The sequence below is a fragment of the Azoarcus sp. PA01 genome (assembly GCA_001274695.2).
Lineage (GTDB): Bacteria > Pseudomonadota > Gammaproteobacteria > Burkholderiales > Rhodocyclaceae > Aromatoleum.
This window is the reverse complement of record LARU01000001.1, coordinates 192,033-210,249: the sequence shown is the minus strand read 5'-3', so window position 1 is coordinate 210,249 and position 18,217 is coordinate 192,033. Positions and strand designations below refer to the sequence as shown.

The 18,217-nt window shown below is 61.4% G+C and carries 14 protein-coding genes; 10 read left to right on the top strand and 4 right to left on the bottom strand.

Features of this window, described 5'->3' with window-relative positions; all coding sequences use genetic code 11:
* Window positions 1-272 precede the first annotated feature (272 nt).
* The 3 genes from PA01_01000 (at window position 273) to PA01_00990 (ending at window position 4,030) form a co-directional block, all read left to right on the top strand.
* The gene (locus PA01_01000) at window positions 273-1,253 is read left to right on the top strand and encodes a TAXI family TRAP transporter solute-binding subunit (protein KON82632.1); all 981 of its coding nucleotides are present in this window, start codon (window positions 273-275) and stop codon (window positions 1,251-1,253) included.
* Between the two features lie 244 nt (window positions 1,254-1,497).
* Window positions 1,498-3,420 carry a TRAP transporter fused permease subunit gene (locus PA01_00995; GenBank protein ID KON82631.1) on the top strand — a complete coding sequence of 641 codons (1,923 nt, stop codon included), beginning with the start codon at window positions 1,498-1,500 and terminating at the stop codon, window positions 3,418-3,420.
* Between the two features lie 34 nt (window positions 3,421-3,454).
* Window positions 3,455-4,030 carry a hypothetical protein gene (locus tag PA01_00990; GenBank protein KON82630.1) on the top strand — a complete coding sequence of 192 codons (576 nt, stop codon included), beginning with the start codon at window positions 3,455-3,457 and terminating at the stop codon, window positions 4,028-4,030.
* A 136-nt stretch (window positions 4,031-4,166) separates the two neighbouring features.
* On the opposite strand, the gene PA01_18395 is transcribed toward PA01_00990, so the two are convergent.
* The 4 genes from PA01_18395 to PA01_00970 all read right to left on the bottom strand — a co-directional run bounded on the left by PA01_18395 (window position 4,167) and on the right by PA01_00970 (window position 6,730).
* Window positions 4,167-4,959, bottom strand: a protein-coding gene (locus PA01_18395; protein KAI5913753.1) for an IS5 family transposase whose coding sequence is annotated in 2 segments (ribosomal slippage) — window positions 4,167-4,466 and window positions 4,468-4,959 — 792 coding nt in all. Because the reading frame shifts where the segments join, the coding sequence is not laid out codon by codon here.
* A gap of 204 nt (window positions 4,960-5,163) precedes the next feature.
* Window positions 5,164-5,598 (bottom strand): conjugal transfer protein TraM, encoded by a 435-nt coding sequence (locus PA01_00980; protein KON82629.1) that lies wholly within the window; start codon window positions 5,596-5,598, stop codon window positions 5,164-5,166.
* A complete protein-coding gene (locus PA01_00975) occupies window positions 5,598-6,323 on the bottom strand; it encodes a conjugal transfer protein TraL (GenBank protein ID KON82628.1) in 726 nt (241 codons plus the stop codon). The genes PA01_00980 and PA01_00975 overlap by 1 nt, the downstream gene beginning before the upstream one ends.
* Complete coding sequence (locus PA01_00970) at window positions 6,323-6,730, bottom strand: TraK family protein (protein KON82627.1); 408 nt, start codon at window positions 6,728-6,730, stop codon at window positions 6,323-6,325. Before PA01_00970 ends, PA01_00975 begins: the two co-directional genes overlap by 1 nt.
* 375 nt (window positions 6,731-7,105) lie before the next feature.
* On the opposite strand from PA01_00970, the gene traJ reads away from it, so the two are divergent.
* From traJ to PA01_00935, 7 genes are read left to right on the top strand one after another with little or no spacing between them, the layout of a single operon-like run.
* On the top strand, window positions 7,106-7,480 hold the full coding sequence (gene traJ, locus PA01_00965) for a conjugal transfer transcriptional regulator TraJ (protein KON82672.1): 375 nt from the start codon (window positions 7,106-7,108) through the stop codon (window positions 7,478-7,480).
* Window positions 7,481-7,513: 33 nt separating this feature from the next.
* Window positions 7,514-9,736 (top strand): relaxase/mobilization nuclease domain-containing protein, encoded by a 2,223-nt coding sequence (locus PA01_00960; GenBank protein ID KON82626.1) that lies wholly within the window; start codon window positions 7,514-7,516, stop codon window positions 9,734-9,736.
* The gene (locus PA01_00955; GenBank protein ID KON82625.1) at window positions 9,733-11,637 is read left to right on the top strand and encodes a type IV secretory system conjugative DNA transfer family protein; all 1,905 of its coding nucleotides are present in this window, start codon (window positions 9,733-9,735) and stop codon (window positions 11,635-11,637) included. Before PA01_00960 ends, PA01_00955 begins: the two co-directional genes overlap by 4 nt.
* Window positions 11,634-12,170 carry a conjugative transfer signal peptidase TraF gene (gene traF / locus PA01_00950; GenBank protein ID KON82624.1) on the top strand — a complete coding sequence of 179 codons (537 nt, stop codon included), beginning with the start codon at window positions 11,634-11,636 and terminating at the stop codon, window positions 12,168-12,170. Before PA01_00955 ends, traF begins: the two co-directional genes overlap by 4 nt.
* A gap of 14 nt (window positions 12,171-12,184) precedes the next feature.
* On the top strand, window positions 12,185-14,266 hold the full coding sequence (locus PA01_00945) for a DNA topoisomerase 3 (protein ID KON82623.1): 2,082 nt from the start codon (window positions 12,185-12,187) through the stop codon (window positions 14,264-14,266).
* Between the two features lie 5 nt (window positions 14,267-14,271).
* Window positions 14,272-14,511, top strand: coding sequence for a conjugal transfer protein TraD (locus PA01_00940; protein ID KON82671.1), 240 nt, complete (start codon window positions 14,272-14,274; stop codon window positions 14,509-14,511).
* A 4-nt stretch (window positions 14,512-14,515) separates the two neighbouring features.
* Window positions 14,516-18,172 carry a zincin-like metallopeptidase domain-containing protein gene (locus PA01_00935; GenBank protein KON82622.1) on the top strand — a complete coding sequence of 1,219 codons (3,657 nt, stop codon included), beginning with the start codon at window positions 14,516-14,518 and terminating at the stop codon, window positions 18,170-18,172.
* The last annotated feature ends 45 nt before the right edge of the window (window positions 18,173-18,217 follow it).

Sequence of the window (18,217 nt, the reverse complement as noted above, 5' to 3'; positions counted from 1 at the left end):
TCAGGGTTCGCGAAAGGGCCGAATCTCCAGTGCTCGCGCGTCAGTTTCGCTTATCAGGCGTCGAGTCGAGATGAAAATTTCCCTGATGGATCGAGCGTCCGAGTGGTGGACGTTTAATTGGATCCGACGCGCCGCGCGTCCTTGTTGCGGGGAAACTGCAATGATAATCTGAACATAAGAAGCCGAACTGCTCGTAGGAAAACAATTTATAAGTCCTTGGCTGGGACCTCACTCCGACGTTGTTGGTAATCATTACTAAGGAGGAGACACTCATGTTACGAAACATCGTTTGTGGACTTGCCATTGCATTCTTAAGCCTCGGTGCAGCGGCGGAATCCTACAAGATGACTCTCTCCGGGGCGAGCCCGAGCGGGTTGTGGACGATGATCGGGGTAGGCATCGACGGAGCCGTGAAAGACGCCTTTCCTGGATCGACGATCACATATCAGACGTCGGGCGGAGGACTCGCTAATATTGCCCTTCTCGATCAGGGAAAAGTCGAATTGGGAATCGCGCACGACGCCGAACTTCATATTGCCACCCTCGGCGCCAAACCTTTCAGGAAACCTATCACCAATTTGCGTGCAATCGCGCTGCTGTATGACTGGGCGCCAATGCAGATGGTCATCACGAAGGCATTTGCTGAGGAATACGGGATCCGAACTTTTGACGATATTGCGGTGAAGAAACCGCCGATCAGGGTGGCTTTCAACAAACGGGGCAATATCACCGAATATGTCGCAGTCGAGATGTTCAGGGCGATCGGCGTGAGCCTGGACGACATCAAGAAATGGGGCGGCGATGTCATCTATGCGGCATCGGACGAACAGGGCGATCTGATGAAGGACAAGCGGATCGACATGTTCACGAATGGCGTGTTCGTGCGAACGAGTTTCATCGTCCAGGCCGGCGACGCGGTCGAACTCGTTCTGCTCCCAGTGTCGGACAGCGTCATCAAAAAAGTATCCCAGGAGCTGAGTGTCGCCCCGTTTGTCGTGAAGGCGGGAAGCTATTCTTGGCAACCCGCCGATGTCCCGACCGTTGCACTCAGCGCGATATTGGTGGTGAATGACAAGATGGACGACAAAGTCGCCCATGATCTGGCGGAAGCCTTGCACAAGCACATTGAAAAACTTCAGGAAGCGCATGGCAGCCTGAAAGCCATAACTCCCGAGTTCCTCACGAACCAGAAAATCGTCCCCTACCACAAGGGGGCAGAAGCTTACTACCGTGAAGCTGGACTACTGAAATAGATATGACCAATCAGAGCCGCGGTGGATAAATTTCACCGCGCTCCGGTCCTTGTCGAGATGAATTGCGGCAAGGTCATTGATTGCTCTTGGGCGGGTCCGAATAGATCCGTCTGATCGTCGCTGCGTGCAGCTCCGGTTTATACCTCTCGAGCGTTCGTTCATCTTCGACGCGCGACCGGAGATCCATTCCATATGAATGGCCTGCAGACGCTCCTGGCATTGGGGAGAACCGAGCATGTCCAGTATGAGCCTCGATTTCTTTAACAAGTTTTTCACGACCGGTGCGCGCCGAGATCCCGCTAGTTGGGCCGGTCAACTTCTGAAACCCTTTGCGGCCCTGATCGCGCTGGGCATCGTCTGGGTGACGACGATCCAGATTGTCCAGATCTATGCAATGACCATCGTATTCCTTGGCTTGATGCTGGCATTGGTCTTCCTGACGACCGGGGCGACTGCAGCCTCGAGCCGGGAGCGGGTTCCGGTATGCGATCTGCTGTTCTCAGCGGCGAGCATTGGAATTTCCGCTTATTTCTGGTTTCACAATGAGCGCATCGTGACTCGGATCACGCTCCTCGACGAGCTGACTTTGTGGGACATTATTTGCGGAAGCGGGCTGCTGCTCATCACTCTCGAAGCGACGCGACGCACGGTCGGCCCGGGACTGACGACGATCGTGCTGGTGTTCCTTGGCTACAATCTGTGGGGCGACCGATTGCCCGGAGTGCTTGGCCACGGTTCGATCGACTATCTCCACTTTCTCGATATCCTTGCCTTCACGACCGACGGCATCTTTGGTGCGCCGATCAGAGTTGCGTTGACTTATGTCTTTCTGTTCGGCCTGTTCGGAACCTTTCTGTCGCGCACGGGAGGCGGCGATTTCTTCTTCGATGCCGCTTCAGCCGTGAGCGGCAAGAGTCCCGGAGGGCCGGCGAAGATCGCGGTGGTGTCGTCGGGGCTTTATGGGACCATTTCCGGAAGTCCCACGGCCGATGTGGTCACCACCGGTTCGATCACGATTCCGATGATGAAGAAGCTGGGCTACACGGGCGCCCTTGCCGGCGGAATCGAGGTCGCCGCCTCCACCGGCGGCAGCATCCTGCCCCCCGTCATGGGTTCGGCTGCTTTCATCATGGCCGAGTTCACGGGCATCCCTTACACCGATATCGCCGTCGCAGCGATCATCCCGGCATTTCTCTACTATTTCTGCGTTTATCTGCAGGTGCACCTCAATTCCCTCAAGCTGGGAATCGCCGGTCTCGACAACGTGCCGGCCTTCGGCGATACGATGCGACGAGGAGGGATGTTCCTGGTCCCATTGATCGCTCTAGTGGTGGCGCTGCTGATAGGCTACTCCCCCAATTTCGTCGCCGCATTCGGCACCCTCGCAGTGATCGCGGTGGCGATGTACAAGCGCGAGACCCGTCTCAGTTTCAAGGCGTTCTATGAGATTCTCGCGGAAGCGACGTTGCGAGTTGTGCCGGTCGTCGCCGCCTGTGCGGCTGCGGGACTGGTCGTCGGCGGGCTGTCGATGACCGGACTCGGCGCAAAGGTGACCGAACTCATCTTCCTCCTTGCCGGCACGGATCTGTTTTTGTCGCTGGTGGTCGCCGCAGTCATCACGCTGGTGCTGGGCATGGGGATGCCGACCCCCAGCGTGTACATCCTCGCCGCGGTGCTGGTCGCGCCGGCGCTCACGAAGCTGGGCGTTTCGCTGATCGCTGCGCATCTGTTTCTTGTCTATTACGCTAGCCTGTCGGCGATGACACCGCCGATCGCCGTTGCCGCGTTTGCCGCTGCCCCGATCGCGCTCGCCAACCCTCTTGCCGTCGGACTGGCGGCGGTGAGAATGGCGATGATCGCGTTCGTCGTTCCTTTTGCCTTCGTGTATAACGACGGCATTCTCCTCTCGGGGACGCCGCTGCAGATTGCATTTGCCTGTCTGGCGGTGATCCTTGCCGTCGTCTGTCTGTGTCTGGCTGCCGAAGGTTTCTGGAAACGGTCGCTCGACATTGTGCAGCGCTTGTGTTTCCTGGTCGCGGGACTTGGGCTGTTGGCTCCCTCGCCTAAGGTGCAGGTAGCTGGGGGAATTGCCGCAGTATTCGGAGCATGGATGGCGATACGTGTCCGTTCAGGTGTGGACGACTCTCACGGAAAATCGACTCCTTGACGGACAAAGCACAGCAGCAGAGGAGGGAGCGTGATTGATTGCTGAAGAGCAGGTACTCAAGGATCCTGTAACCCTGATGGTTACGCGGGTGCCGAAACTCGGGCGGGAGACGGAGTGGGAAGTCCTCATCGGTGGAGGCGTTCGGGCGGCGCGCCAGTTCCCGGGCAACCTGGGTGCCACTATCCTCAAACCCACCGGCACCGGAGAACGTGCGTACCGAATCATCATGAGTTTCGACAGCTTCGCAAGCCTGCGGCGATGGGAGGATTCTGCGCAACGGCTGGAACTGGTGAGGCAACTCGAATCGGTGGAGAGCGCACCGGTGCTGATCGAGCAGGCCGTCGGTTTGGAAACATGGTTTCAGTTGCCGGCAAACGCCGGCTCGCCCCAGCCGATGATTCCACCCCCCCGCCACAAGATGATGATCGCCAGCGGGCTGGGCGTGTATCTGACGATCACGCCCCTGCTGATGGTATTGCGACCCGTGCTCGAAGGGCTGCCGGTGTATATGGCTACGATGGTGCTGATTCCGATCGCGGTGGTCCTGCTGACGTACGTCGTGATGCCGGTCATCACGAAATTGCTACGTCGCTGGCTCCGAGGGGAGTGAAGGGATGTGTGACCCCTGAAGGCCACGGAAGGCAGGTATAAATCGTCGATTCGAATTCTTTCGCAACACGGGAGAAATGCGATGCACTTGACCAGCCGCTGTTTTCAGGAAAATGGAAGAATTCCTGAGAACCTGTTTAAAGTCTATTGAGCAAAAGGGCCAGGAATGAGAGGTGGATGAACTGCAAGCTGGTGTTGAGCAGCCGCTCGCAGTTCTTCCATAGTCGCATGTTCTTTTCCAGCCAGGCAAAGCTGCGCTCGACGATTCCGCGCTTGGGCATCACCTTGAACGCGTGGGGTTCGCGGCGCTTGGCGATCTGCACCGTCACGCCCTGACCCAGGATCTCGCGCACGCCCTGCGCGAAGGGCTGGCCCATATAGGCGCTGTCGCACAGCACGCTTTGCACCCGCTCGAGCCCAGGCTTGCAACGACGCAGCCGCCTGCAGCGCGCCCTTGCGGTCCGTCACCTCAGCCCTGTTCACCGCCACCGCATATGGCAAGCCTTGGGTGTCGACCGCGATGGGGCGCTTGATCCCCGACACCTTCTTGCCCGCGTCATAGCCCTTCTGGGCCGCCGTATCCGTGTTCTTCACGCTTTGCGCGTCCACGATCAAGAGCGTGCTGCAGGCGTTGCGCTCCAGTCTCTGCCGGGCCGCGCCACCCTGATTTTTTAAAGTCTGCTCCAGCAGGCTACCACCCTCGCGCGGCTCGCTCCAGATGGCAAAGTACGCGTGCACGGTGCGCCATTTGGGAAACCCCTCGGGCAGCATGCGCCACTGGCAGCCACTCCTGAGCAGATACAACACCGCGCAGAACACTTCGTACAGGTCCACGCGCCTCGGACAGGTCTTCCTGCGCGCACTCTCCAGCAGCGGACGGATGAGCTCGAACTGTTCGCCACTGATGGCGCTCGGATAGCTCTTCCTCATTCCTCAAAGTTCTCATAACTCCAGAGACTTTGAGCAGGTTCTTAGGCGCCTGGCTCCCTGAGTCGGCCACGACGGCACTGGCCCCGGCCGCCGCCCAGGAGGTCATCGCCCGGCGCCCGACCCGAGATACCCAAAACGGATTTAGTGTCAAAGCGTCAACCTGAGCCATAAAAAAACCGGTCTGGATCTCCCTATCCGCCGGTTTCATAACGTCGAGAGCAGCGCCATGGCTGCTGCAAAGACAGCCAGGGCGCCCGCGATCATGTTCATGATCGCGATCCGCCGGCCGTCCCGGATTGAGCCGGCGAGCCGCCCGACCGCGGCCTCCACCTCGCAGCGCGCCGATTCGGCGGCCGCTTTCGCACCCTCCTGCATCCCTTTCATCATGGTTTCCTTACTCGCTGTCAGCGCCGCATTCAACGTCCGTTCCGCCTTGCTCTTGGCGTCTTCGCCCCACCGGTGTGCGATGGATTCCAGTTCTTCCTTGAAGCGGTCCAGCGTTTCCTGCTGGGCGACCGCGCTGTCCTGCATCAGTCGCTCATTGATCGTTTGCAGGACCAGGATCGGATCATCGCGGCCAACGGCGATGCCGTGCTTGGCCGCGATCTCCTTGATGATCGACTCGATCTTGTCCGACATCACAGCACCGCCGTATTCTCGAGCTGGGCGAAGAGCTGGCCTTTCACGATCTTGAGCCGCTGCCGCGTCATGATCGTGAGAGAGCTCATCGCCAAGGCCTCATCAAAGGTAAGGCGAGCTTGGAGCATTTCCGTAAAGTCGCGGCCGTAGGTTTCTTCCTTGAGCGACGGAATCTGGATGATGGCCGACACGCGATCCTTGTTCGTGATGTACGCCTTCATTTGCTCGAACCCCTTGCCCTCGTGCTCGATGGCGCCCCAATAGGGGTTCAGCCAGGCGACGAACAGGCATTCGGCGGGGAATTGGCTGGCGAGCTGGGCGAAACCGCTCACCGTATCTTGGAGAGCCTGCCCGCCCGTAATGACGGTGTGCACCACCAGCTCATGCCCCATGTCCCGGAGTAGCGCCGGCACCTGGTTGCTAATGAGGTAGTGCGAGAGCGGCACGAAAGAGCTGGCACCGTTGTCGACGATGACGTCGACCTCGGCGGTGGCGATCTGCTCGACCAGGATATCGAAGTTCCTGGTGTTGATCTCATCGCCCTCCAGGATGTTGAGGCGCCGCACGTCGAGGGCCTTGTATCCCTCGAACGTCGCATTGACCGGATCCGTGTCAATGCATATGGGCTTCTGCCCCTTCCCTGCCTTGTACTGCGCAATGACCGCCGAGATCATCGACTTGCCGACGCCGCCTTTCCCTTGCAGAACCATGTGGATCTTGGCCATTAGAACAAGTCCTCTTTCTTCGGTGTTGCGTTGAACGTGAAGCCTCCCACGGAGGGCAGCGAGGTCTTTCGGGGCTCGCTTTGCGCCTGGTCGGGCTTCGTTGGGGCCGCCAGAACTTGTGGCTTGCTCTGCTCCTGCGGTAGCTGCTGCTCGACTTGGTGTTCGGCTCGAGGCTTGGCCCGGATGTACCGCTTCACATGCAGCGTGAAAGTCTCATAGCGATACTCGATGCGCTTCGTTTCGTGCAGGTGCTCCCAGATGGTTTTCATGGAGTAGCCTGCATCGAGCGCTGCCTTCACGTCGCCCTTCACGGCCAAGAACGCAACGATGTTCTTGTCCTGGCGCGGTCTTTGTGTCTTGTGTTTGCTCACCCACCCGGCAAGTTCTTCGGTGTAGCTCTTCGCCATCGTGCTCGTTCCATAGGTCCCGTCGCTTCAATTCTTGCGCTATGCGGCGTGTAACAAGACCGCGAAAAGGTGCAACTACATCGTGTCCATACCATTACGGCACAGGGATTATGGGAGCGTTCACGTAATTTCGCTATATCCATTAAATGTTTTACACTTGTTTTGCGCGCCACTGCGGATAAATCAAAAGTGATGGCGTAGACTTTTCCTGGGGTAATGAACGCCGAATGGCGGGCAGGATGGGCGAAGTTAGCTAACCAGCGGAGCCGGTTATCTAACTTCGCTATCCCTTATTCGCGCCGGGGGCGCTCAACGGGCATCCTGCTCTGCGAGGCTGGGCCGGCTACCGCCGGCATGACAAGCGAGGTTTGGACGATGCGGAAAGGCGCAAGGCCAACCGCCGGGAAGCGCAAGCACCACCTACGGGTGCCTGTGTTCCCGGAAGAGAAGAAGCTGATCGAAGATCAGGCCCGGCGAGCCGGGATGAGCGTTGCCCGCTTTCTGCGCGAAGTCGGGCAGGGCTACCGCATCGGTGGTGTGGTCGATTACGAGCAGGTGCGCGAACTCGCCCGAATCAATGGCGATCTTGGCCGCCTCGGCGGGCTGCTGAAGCTTTGGCTCACCAACGACGAGCGCACCACGCAGTTTGGCGAGGCGACTATTCGCGCGGTCCTGTCCCGCATCGAGGCGACCCAGGACGAGATGGGGCAGGTCATGATGACCGTCGTCATGCCGAGGGCCGAGCGATGATCCTTTTAGCCGCTAAAACGCCGGGGCTCGCGCGTGATCGCGAAGCACGTCCCAATGCGGTCCCTTGCCAAGAGCGACTTCGCCGAGCTGGTAGAGTACATCACCGACGAGCAAGACAAAACGGAACGCCTCGGGCAGGTCACAGCTACGAATTGCGAGGCCGCCACCCTGCAGGCGGTCATCGGGGAAGTGCTTGCTACGCAGCGGCAGAACACCCGGGCGGCCGGCGACAAGACCAGTCACCTGCTGGTGAGTTTTCGGCCCGGTGAACACCCGAGCGTGGAGACTTTGAAAGCGATTGAGGAACGTATCTCTGACGGCCTCGGTTACGGCGAGCACCAGCGTGTCAGTGCGGTACACCATGACACCGACAATCTTCACCTTCACATCGCCATCAACAAGATCCACCCGGAGCGGCACACGATGCATGAGCCGTTCCAGTCCTATCGCATCCTTGCGGATCTGTGCGCCGTGCTCGAGCGGGATTACGGGCTGGAGCAGGACAACCACCAATCGCGGCGCTCGATGGCCGAGGGGCGCGCCGCGGACATGGAGCGTCATGCGGGCGTCGAAAGCCTAGTGGGCTGGGTCCGGCGGGAATGCTTGAAGGAAATGCGCGGGGCGCAATCGTGGACCGAGCTGCACCAGGTCATGAGGGAAAACGGCCTTGCGCTGCGCGAGCGCGGCAATGGCTTGGTTGTAGAAGCGGCAGACGGTACGCGAGTCAAAGCCAGCACCCTCGCCCGTGAGCTTTCCAAACCGGGTCTTGAGGCCCGGCTTGGTCCCTTCGAGCCGTCGCCGGATCGGCTGGCGAAGCCGAAGATCCGGCGGCAATACGAAAAGTCTCCCATTCGCCTGCGCGTCAATACGGTCGAGCTCTATGCGCGGTACAAGGCCGAGCAGCAGACCCTCACAGCGGCACGAGCCGACGCGCTGGCGAAAGCCCGGCGCCGCAAGGATCGTGCTGTAGAGGGTGCGAAGCGGGCCAACCGGCTCCGGCGCGCGACCCTCAAGGTTGTCGACAGCCAGGGCGTCGGCAAGAAGGTGCTCTATTCGCAGGCCAGTACTGCCCTGCGCGACCAGCTGACCGAGATCCATGAGGAGTATGCGAAAGAACGGGAAAAGCTCTACCAGGGCTTCCAGCGGCGGGCGTGGACGGACTGGTTGAAGCAGGAGGCCCTACAGGGCAATGCGGACGCGTTGGCCGCCCTGCGGGGTCGTGAGGCGGCCCAGGGCCTCAAGGGCAACACCGTCGCCGGACAGGGTGCAGCGAAGCCCGAGCGCGCCCATGTTCTGGACAACATCACCAAGAAGGGCACGATCATCTTCCGCGTCGGCCAGTCGGCTGTCCGCGACGATGGCGACAAGCTCCAGGTTTCCCGCGAGGCCACGCGCGAGGGGGTGCAAGCCGCGCTGCGTCTGGCGATGGAGCGGTATGGCAGCCAGATCACCGTCAACGGCACCCCCGACTTCAAGGCTCAAGTTATCAGGACTGCCGTCGATTCCCAGCTACCTATCACGTTTGCCGATTCCGCTTTGGAATTGCGGCGGCAACAGCTTTTGAGCAAGGAGAAAGCCTATGAGCGAGCGGCACGAACTGAGCGAGGACGAACTGATCGACGCCGCCTTGGCGGCGCTGGACCAAGCGCCGCTGCCGACGACAACCTTACCCGAACCGGGGCTGGAGCCGGCCGAGGCGGCAACGACACCAGAGGCGGGGCGGGCATGGACGCCTCCGCCCATGTCGGCCGCAAGCCCAACGTTGGAGGCCTTGGACGAGTTCCGCCGCCCCAAAGCCAGCACCGTTTGCGAGGAATGTCCGAACTCGGTGTGGTTCGCATCGCCAGCGGAAGTGAAGTGCTATTGCCGCGTGATGTTCATCGTCACGTGGAGCAGCAAGGAGCCCAATCAGATCACGCATTGCGACGGGACGCTGTTGGGGCAGGACGGCTGAAACCCGCGCAACAGGCTGCAGCGGACAAATCCCTCGCCGAGGGCAAAGATAAGCACCTAAAATACTTCGATATAACGAAAAACAGTCTATATAATGTGAATGCCCGTGGTTTTTCATTTGCTGGCCTTCGTCATGTCGAGGGTCAGACGTCGGCTCTTCTCAGGCGAGACGATGCTGACGTTGTCATGGTTCTGTCCATCGACCACGCCACGGCCCGGCGCTTGTCCCGTGTAGCGGTCGGCGATCCCGTCACCGTCACCCCCCGGGGTTCGATCCAAACGTCGAAGGGAAGGAGTCGATGAAGATCAAGATGAACAATGCGGTCGGGCCTCAAGTTCGCACCAAGAAAGGCGCGGGCGGCAAGTTGTTGCCCGTGCTCGGGGCGGTGTCGCTTGGGGGGGGATTGCAGTCTGCTACTCAATTTTTCGCCCACACCTTCAATTACCCGGCGAACCTCGGCGACCATTTCAACCACGTCTATGCGCCGTGGTCGATCCTCGAGTGGGCCTCGAAGTGGTATTCCCACTATCCGAACGAAATCATGCAGGCGGGGAGTATCGGCCTGATGGTTTCCACGGTCGGGCTGCTGGGCGTGGCGGTGGCGAAAGTCGTGTCCTCGAACTCGTCGAAGGCGAACGAGTACCTGCACGGCTCCGCACGTTGGGCCGGGAAGAAAGACCTCCAGGCGGCCGGATTGCTGCCCCGGCCCCGCCGCCTCTTCGATGTTGTCAGGGGCAAGGACGCTGCCCTGTCCACGGGCGTCTATGTCGGCGGCTGGGAGGACAAGGGCGGGAATTTCTATTACCTGCGCCATAACGGCCCGGAACACGTCTTGAGCTATGCCCCTACCCGCTCGGGCAAAGGTGTCGGCTTGGTTGTTCCGACGATGCTGTCTTGGGATGCCAGCGCCGTCGTCACCGATCTGAAAGGCGAGCTGTGGGCAATGACTGCCGGGTGGAGGAAGAAGCACGCCAAGAACAAGGTGCTGCGGTTCGAGCCGGCTACTGCGAACGGGAGCGTGTGCTGGAATCCGCTGGACGAAATCCGGCTGGGTACTGATTACGAGGTTGGCGATGTTCAGAATCTCGCGACCCTGATTGTCGACCCGGACGGGAAGGGCTTGGGTTCGCATTGGCAGAAAACGGCGTTTGCACTCTTGGTCGGCGTGATCCTTCACGCGCTCTACAAAGCGAAAGATGACACCACCACGGCCACGCTGCCATCGGTCGATGCGATGCTGGCCGATCCGAACCGCGACATTGGCGAGCTGTGGATGGAGATGGCGACCTATGGGCACGTCGCCGGGCAGAACCATCCTGCCATCGGTTCCACCGCCCGCGACATGATGGATCGGCCTGAGGAAGAAGCGGGCTCGGTCCTGTCTACAGCGAAGTCCTACCTCGCCCTGTACCGCGATCCCGTCGTGGCCCGCAACGTGAGTCGCTCCGAATTCCGCATCCGCGATCTGATGCATTCGGATGACCCGGTGACGCTCTACATCGTCACGCAACCCAATGACAAGGATCGGCTGCGGCCCTTGGTTCGCGTCATGGTGAACATGGTTGTCCGTCTGCTTGCGGACAAGTTGGATTTCGAGAATGGGCGGCCGGTGGCGCACTACAAGCACCGGCTGTTGCTGATGCTCGATGAGTTTCCCAGCCTTGGGAAATTGCAGATCGTGCAAGAGTCGATGGCGTTCGTGGCGGGCTACGGCATCAAGTGCTACCTGATCTGCCAGGACATCAACCAACTCAAGAGCCGTGAAACGGGGTACGGACCCGATGAAACCATCACCTCCAACTGCCATGTGCACAACGCCTATCCCCCGAACCGTATGGAGACTGCCGAACACCTGTCTCGGCTGACCGGACAGACCACCGTAGTCAAGGAGCAGATCACGACCAGCGGGCGCCGCACGGCCGCGATGCTCGGGCAGGTTTCCCGCACGTTCCAAGAAGTGCAGCGCCCCTTGCTGACACCGGATGAGTGCTTGCGGATGCCCGGTCCTCGGAAGAACGCGGACGGCCACATCGAAGAGGCGGGCGACATGGTGGTGTACGTGGCCGGTTATCCCGCCATTTACGGCAAGCAACCGCTCTACTTCAAAGATCCGGTCTTCCAGGCGCGCGCTGCGGTGGAGGCGCCGAAAGCCAGTGATCGCCTGATCCAGTTTGCGGAAGCAGGGGAGGGGATCACGATATGAGCACCCTCTTCAAGAGGATCGCCGCGGGGGTGGCGCTGGTCGGCGCGGTCAGCATGGCCGGTGCGGCGCTGGCCTATGCGGCCGGCGCTCGCATCAACACCACGAAGAGCATCCCGGTCGGCCTGTACTGGACGAGCCGCGCAGCGGTGGAGAAGGGCGCCTATGTCTTGTTCTGTCCGCCGCAAGTCCAGGTCTTCAACGAAGCGCGAGAGCGAGGCTACATCGGCGCCGGTTTTTGCCCCGGCGGCTACGGCTACATGATGAAGCGCGTTTTAGCGGCTAAAGGTGATGACGTCGCCGTATCCAACGAGGGCGTACGCGTCAATGGCGAACTGCTACCCATGAGTGCCCCCAGGGCTGTCGACGCTGGCGGACGTCCGCTGCCCAGGTTCCACGCAGACCGCTACACCCTTCGCGCCGCCGAAGTGCTGCTCATGTCCGACGTCAGCGGCACGTCCTTCGATGGCCGTTACTTCGGCCCCATCAATCGTTCGCAGATCCAGACCGTCGTTTCCCCAGTCATTACCTGGTAAGGGAGGACAGGACAATGCGATTGTTCATCGCGGAAAAACCGTCCGTCGCAAAGGCCATCTCAAGCGAGCTGGGTCAGACCGGAAAAGGCCACGGCTTCATCCAGTGCGGCAACGATACCGTGACCTGGTGCTTCGGGCATATGCTCGAACAGGCCGAACCCGACGACTACACGCCCGACGAGATGCCCCGCAACGGCAGCGGCAAGAAAGTCTGGCGGATCGACGAGCTGCCCATCATCCCGACCGACTGGCTTCTCAAGCCGAAGGACGACGCGAAGAAGCAGCTCGCCGTGATCGGCAAGCTGCTCAAGGAAGCCGCCGAGATCGTCAACGCCGGCGACCCCGACCGCGAAGGCCAATTGCTGGTCGATGAGGTCCTGGAATACTTCCGTTGCAACAAGCCTGCGCGCCGCTTTTGGGTATCCGCCCAGGATTCCGTTTCCGTGAAGCGTGGCCTTGCCGCTCTCAAGGACAACGGCGCTTATCGTTGCTGGGCCGCTGCCGCGCGGGGGCGGCAGCGGGCCGACTGGCTGATCGGGATGAACCTCAGTCGCGCCTATACCCTGCGCGCGAAGCGCGGCGGCTCGCGGGCGCTCCTCACGGTGGGCCGTGTGCAGACGCCGACCCTTGCCCTCATTGTCGCTCGAGACAGGGAAATCGAGGCGTTCAAGCCGGTCCCGTATCACACCATCCGGGCCGAGATTCAGCATCCTGGCGGCGCTTTTCTCGCCTCCTGGCGAGCGAAGGAGAATCAGCCGGGCCTTGATCCCGAGGGGCGGCTCGTCGACACCGCCGCGGCAAATGCGCTGGTGGCGAAGGTGACGGGCAGGGCCGGCGCCGTCGCGGAATACAAGCAAGAAGCCAAGAAACAGCACCAGCCGCTCGCGTTCGCACTGTCGGACATCACTCTGCTCGCTTCCAACAAGTTCGGGTACAGCGCCGAGGACGTGCTGAACGCCTGCCAGGCGCTCTACGAAACCCACAAGCTGACTTCATACCCCCGTACCGATTGCGCCTACCTGCCCGAGTCGCAGCACGCCGACGTGCCCCGCGTCCTCGAGGCGATTCAGCACGTGAACGCGGAGCTGGCCGGCCTGGTGGCCGGCGCCGATCCGCGCTTGCAGTCCAAGACATGGGACGACTCGAAGATCACCGCGCACCACGGGATCGTCCCGACCCTGCACAAGGGCAGCAAGGCCGGCCTGAGCGAGAAGGAGCGCAACATCTATGACCTGATCGTGCGGGTGTACCTGGCGCAGTTCTATCCCGTCCATGAGTACCTGAGCACTACGGTCGGCGTAGATATCGAGGGGGAAACCTTCGTTGCCGCTGGCAAGGTTGTTACCCGCAACGGATGGCGCGACGTGTATCAGGAAGTCGACGAGCAGGACGCGGACAAGGACACCGACGAGAGCGTGAACCAGAGCCTTCCCGCCATGAAGAAGGGCGACGGCGTGACCTGCAAGCACGCCACCCGGAAGGATGCCAAGACGAAGCCGCCGGCCCGTTTCACCGAGGGCACGCTGATCCGGGCGATGGAGAACATCCATAAGTTTGTGCCTGATCCGGAGCACAAGAAGATGCTGCGAGAGGGCGACGGCATCGGTACGTCCGCCACCCGTGCATCCATCATTTCCGAGCTGAAACGCCGCGAGTTCCTGGCATCCAAGGGTAAGCAGATCGTTAGCACGACTTTGGGGCGCAGCATGATCGACGCCCTGCCGGAAGTGGTGAAGAGCCCCGTTCTGACTGCCCTCTACGAACGCATGTTGAAGGGCATCGAGCAGGGCACCGCCGAGCTGGCGGCCTTCAGCGCCAAGCAAGAGGCTTTCATTCGCGACCAGGTAGCGAAGGCGAACGACGGCGCCGTGACCATTACCGGCGGCCGCGAGGCCTTGCCGATTTCCAGCCTCTACAAGTGCATGGCGTGCGGGCACGGCCTGATCCGCCGGCCCACCAAGAAGCCGGGCGTCTTCTGGTGGGCGTGTAGCAACTTCCCGATGTGCAAGCAGAGCTATCCCGAGAGCAAGAACCCGAAACTCAAGGACAGACCCGACTACAGCGCCAGCCGCCACAACAACCACGAACAGGAGTAGTGACCATGACAGAGGAGATTACCGATCCCAAAGCCGCGATCCTCCATGATCTGATGAATGCGATGGACGTGATCCGCGAGAAGCTGATCGACGCCCAGACACCCGGTTATCAGGCCGAGTTCGATCCGGATGAGGCCGAGCGCGTTGGCGCCTTCGCGGAAGACGCCTTGAGCGAACAAGACGCGCTCGACAGCGATGTTGATCTGGTTGACGCGACCGTTCCGACCGAGCGGCAGGAGGGTTGATGTCATGGCAGAGGCCAAGAAACCGTTCCATGAAACGGTCGCGGAGAACTTGATTGAACAGCTCAAGGCGGGCACGGCGCCGTGGCAACGGCCTTGGGAGCCTGGAGAGCCCGGCGGCTTCCTGCCGTTCAATCCTACGACTGGCAAGCGGTACAAGGGCATCAACGCGATCCACCTGATGAGCCAGGGGCGCACGGATAACCGCTGGATGACCTACAAGCAGGCGGCGGCGGCCGGCGCCCAGGTCCGCAAGGGTGAGAAGGGTACCCCCGTTCAATACTGGAAGTTCAGCGAAGAGCAGGAGAAGCGGGACGAGCACGGCAAGCCCGTCCTGGATGGCGACGGCGAGCCGGTCAAGCAAAGCGTGATGCTGGAGCGGCCGCGCGTGTTCTTCGCCACCGTTTTCAATGCGGAACAGATCGAGGGTCTTCCGCTCATCGAGCGCAAGGAACAGACGTGGGATGCTGTCGAGCGGGCCGAGCACATCCTGAAAGCTTCGGGGGCAGTCATCCGCCACGGCGAGAATAATCGCGCCTTCTATCGGCCGGCGACCGACAGCATCCACCTTCCTGACCGGGGCCAGTTCCAGACCGCCGACAACTACTATGCGACGGCGCTGCACGAGCTCGGGCACTGGACCGGGCACGCGTCCCGGCTGGACCGCGATCTGGTGCACCCGTTCGGCAGCGAGGGGTACGCCAAGGAAGAGTTGCGCGCGGAGATCACGTCAATGATTGTCGGCGACGAGCTGGGCATCGGCCATGATCCCGGCCAGCATGCCGCGTATGTCGGTTCGTGGATCAAGGCTTTGGAGGACGACCCGCTGGAGATCTTCCGGGCCTCGGCCGAGGCCGAGAAGATCAAGGACTATGTGATGGCCTTCGAGCAACAACAGGTGCAGGAGCAGGGCCAAGGGCAGAGCCAGGCGCACGAGGAAGCCACCGTTGCCCAAGCGTTGGCGGTGGACATCGTCGAAGTCCTTAACGACCCGGCCCTGACTTTCAGCCACTACGAAGCCTTGCAGGGGGCAACCCTGGAGGAAGCCTTGCGCAGCCGAGGCTTGACGACCGTGGGCAGCGTCACGGGGCACGATCCCGGCCAGTTTTGGGAGAAGGCGCATGATCGCCTTTCCCCCGTGTTCGGCATTAACCCGGAGCACTCGGAAATGGGTGCCCCCTATCTGGAGCGCAAAGGGTTGGTCCAGGCGTTCACATTGAAGGCCGAACAGCTCTTCCAGATCATGCAACAAGGACAGGAGGCGAGCATGCAGCAGGCACCGCAGCAAGAAGCGGCCCCGGATGTAGCCGAGGCGTGGACGATGGGACACCTGGAGCGTGGCACGCTGGCGCACGCCCTCGATACCGCGAACCTTGCTCAGATCGAGCGCGCCACCAATGTCCTTAATGCGATGCAGCCGCTTAACACGCAAAACAAGTTCTGGACACGGCATGAGCTGCCGGCGGATGTCGATGCCCTGGACGCGCAGATCGAGGCGGTCATCGAGCCGGTGGAACAGCTTCTACGGGAAGCGCGCGTTGCCGAGGTCCGGAAGATGGGGGACATGGGAGCGTTCGATGTTGCGGCGAGCGATGTTTTCGATCTGCCGCCCAAAGAGCGACTGCCGCACGACTGGAATGGGGTGATCCAGGTTCAGGCCAATGCGGAGCATGAGGTGGACGGCGAATGGTTCGTGGCAGCTGCGGCAGACTTGGGCGTCGCCCCTGAGTTCTGGAGCGTCTATACCCAACGCGCCGATGGGCGCTTCGAAGTCGTGAAGGACTTTGACACTCCCAAGGATGCCGAGCAGCTTGCATACCGTCTGGCGGTTGTCGTTGCCAATTCGACCGACAACGAGCACGAGCGGGACGCGATCCTGGCTCGCGCGCATGAGGATCGGGTTCGGCGAGATCCCAGCAGCACGGACGAGGACATTTCAGCGGCTAAAGAGGCGCGCAAGGCAGCGGAAATGAACGCGACGCTCAACGACGCGGACATGCAGAAGCGGATCGCCGAGCTGGAGCAGCAGCAGAAGCAGGCGGCGGATCGGCACGCCCAGGACGAGCGGACCTATCTCGATGTTCCGTACAAGGAGAAGGACGAGGCCAAGGCCCTCGGGGCGCGCTGGGACCGCAAGGAACAGTCCTGGTACGTCCCGTCCGGTGTCGACGCAGCGCCCTTCGCCAAATGGGCGCAAGGAGCCGCCCAGGCCCGCACAGCCGACATGCCGGCCCAAGACCAGGGCGCAGGCCAGAAGGCCGCCCAGGAGCGCGTCTATCTGGCCGTCCCATATGGCGAGCGCGGCGCCGCGAAGGCGGCCGGCGCCGCTTGGGACAAGGCGGCGAAGTCCTGGTATGTCGGGCCAAAGGCCGACATGGAGAAGCTGCAACGCTGGTTCCCCGACAACGTGCCGGCGCAGCAGGCCCCCGCGATGAGCCCCCGCGAAGAGTTCGCCGATGCCTTGCGTTCGATGGGCTGCGATGTGAACGGCGAGCACCCCAACATGGACGGTGCGAAGCACCGGATCGGCGTTGAGGGTGACAAGAAGGGCGAGCAGGCGGGATTCTATGTCGGCCACCTGGACGGCCATCCCGCCGGCTACATCAAGAACAACCGCACCGGGATCGAGATGAAATGGAAGTCGAAGGGCTATTCCCTCGATCCCCAGAAGAAGGCCAAATTGGCGGCCGAGGCAGCGAGCAAGCTGGTCGCCCGTGCCGAAGAGCAAGACCGCCTGCACGAAGCGAGCGCGCAGCGCGTCGGCAAGCAGATGGCCGACCTGGTGCCGGTTGGCGATCTGACCCCTTACATGCGCAACAAGGGCATTCAGGCCCATACCGGGGTCTTCACCGACAAGGACGGGCAGAAGACCTACATCCCGGCTTTCGACGTCGATGGCAAGCAGTGGACGATGCAGTACATCCAGGACGACGGCACCAAACGCTTCGCCAAGGACAGCAAGAAGGAAGGTTGCTTCCATCCGGTCGGCGGCATGGACGCGCTGGCCCAGGCCCCGGCGCTGGTCCTTTCCGAAGGGTACGCGACGGCGGCCACCAACGCCGAGGCGCTGGGCTTCGCCACCGTCGCGGCGTTTGATTCCGGGAATCTGCCCGCAGTGGCCCAGGCTCTGCACGAGAAGTTTCCCGACAAGCCGGTAATCATCTTGGGCGACGACGACCGGCAACTGGAGCTGACGCAGGGCGTCAATTCCGGCCGTTTGAAGGCCCAGGAAGCCGCAAAGGCCGTGGACGGGAAAGCCTTCTTCCCGATCTTCGCGCCGGGTGAGAACGCTTACCCGGCCGCCCTGGCCCCGATTACCCCGCACATCTACCGGGAGCACTTGCGGGCCACCAAGGCCCTGGAGGACGCGCAGAAGGACCCCGAGGGGGGGAAGCTCACCGAGCAGCAGACGGCCGAGCTGAAACGCGCCCAGCTCAGTGACAAGCAACTGGCCGCGCTGGAGCAGATGAAGGCGCATACCGATTTCAACGATCTTGCGACGCGCAGCGCGCTCGGCAGGGAAGGGGTCGAACGCCAAGTGAAAGCCGAGGTCGGCCGTGTGATCCGCGAGGCCGAAGAGAAGCGCGAGCGCACCCAGGCGCAGGAGAAGAAGCACGTTCAGGAACACGAGCAGAAGCCGAGGCGCACGGCGCGGATCGCGTGACTGATGCAACTCTCTTACCCTAGCCCGCCTCATGCCGAGGCAGTT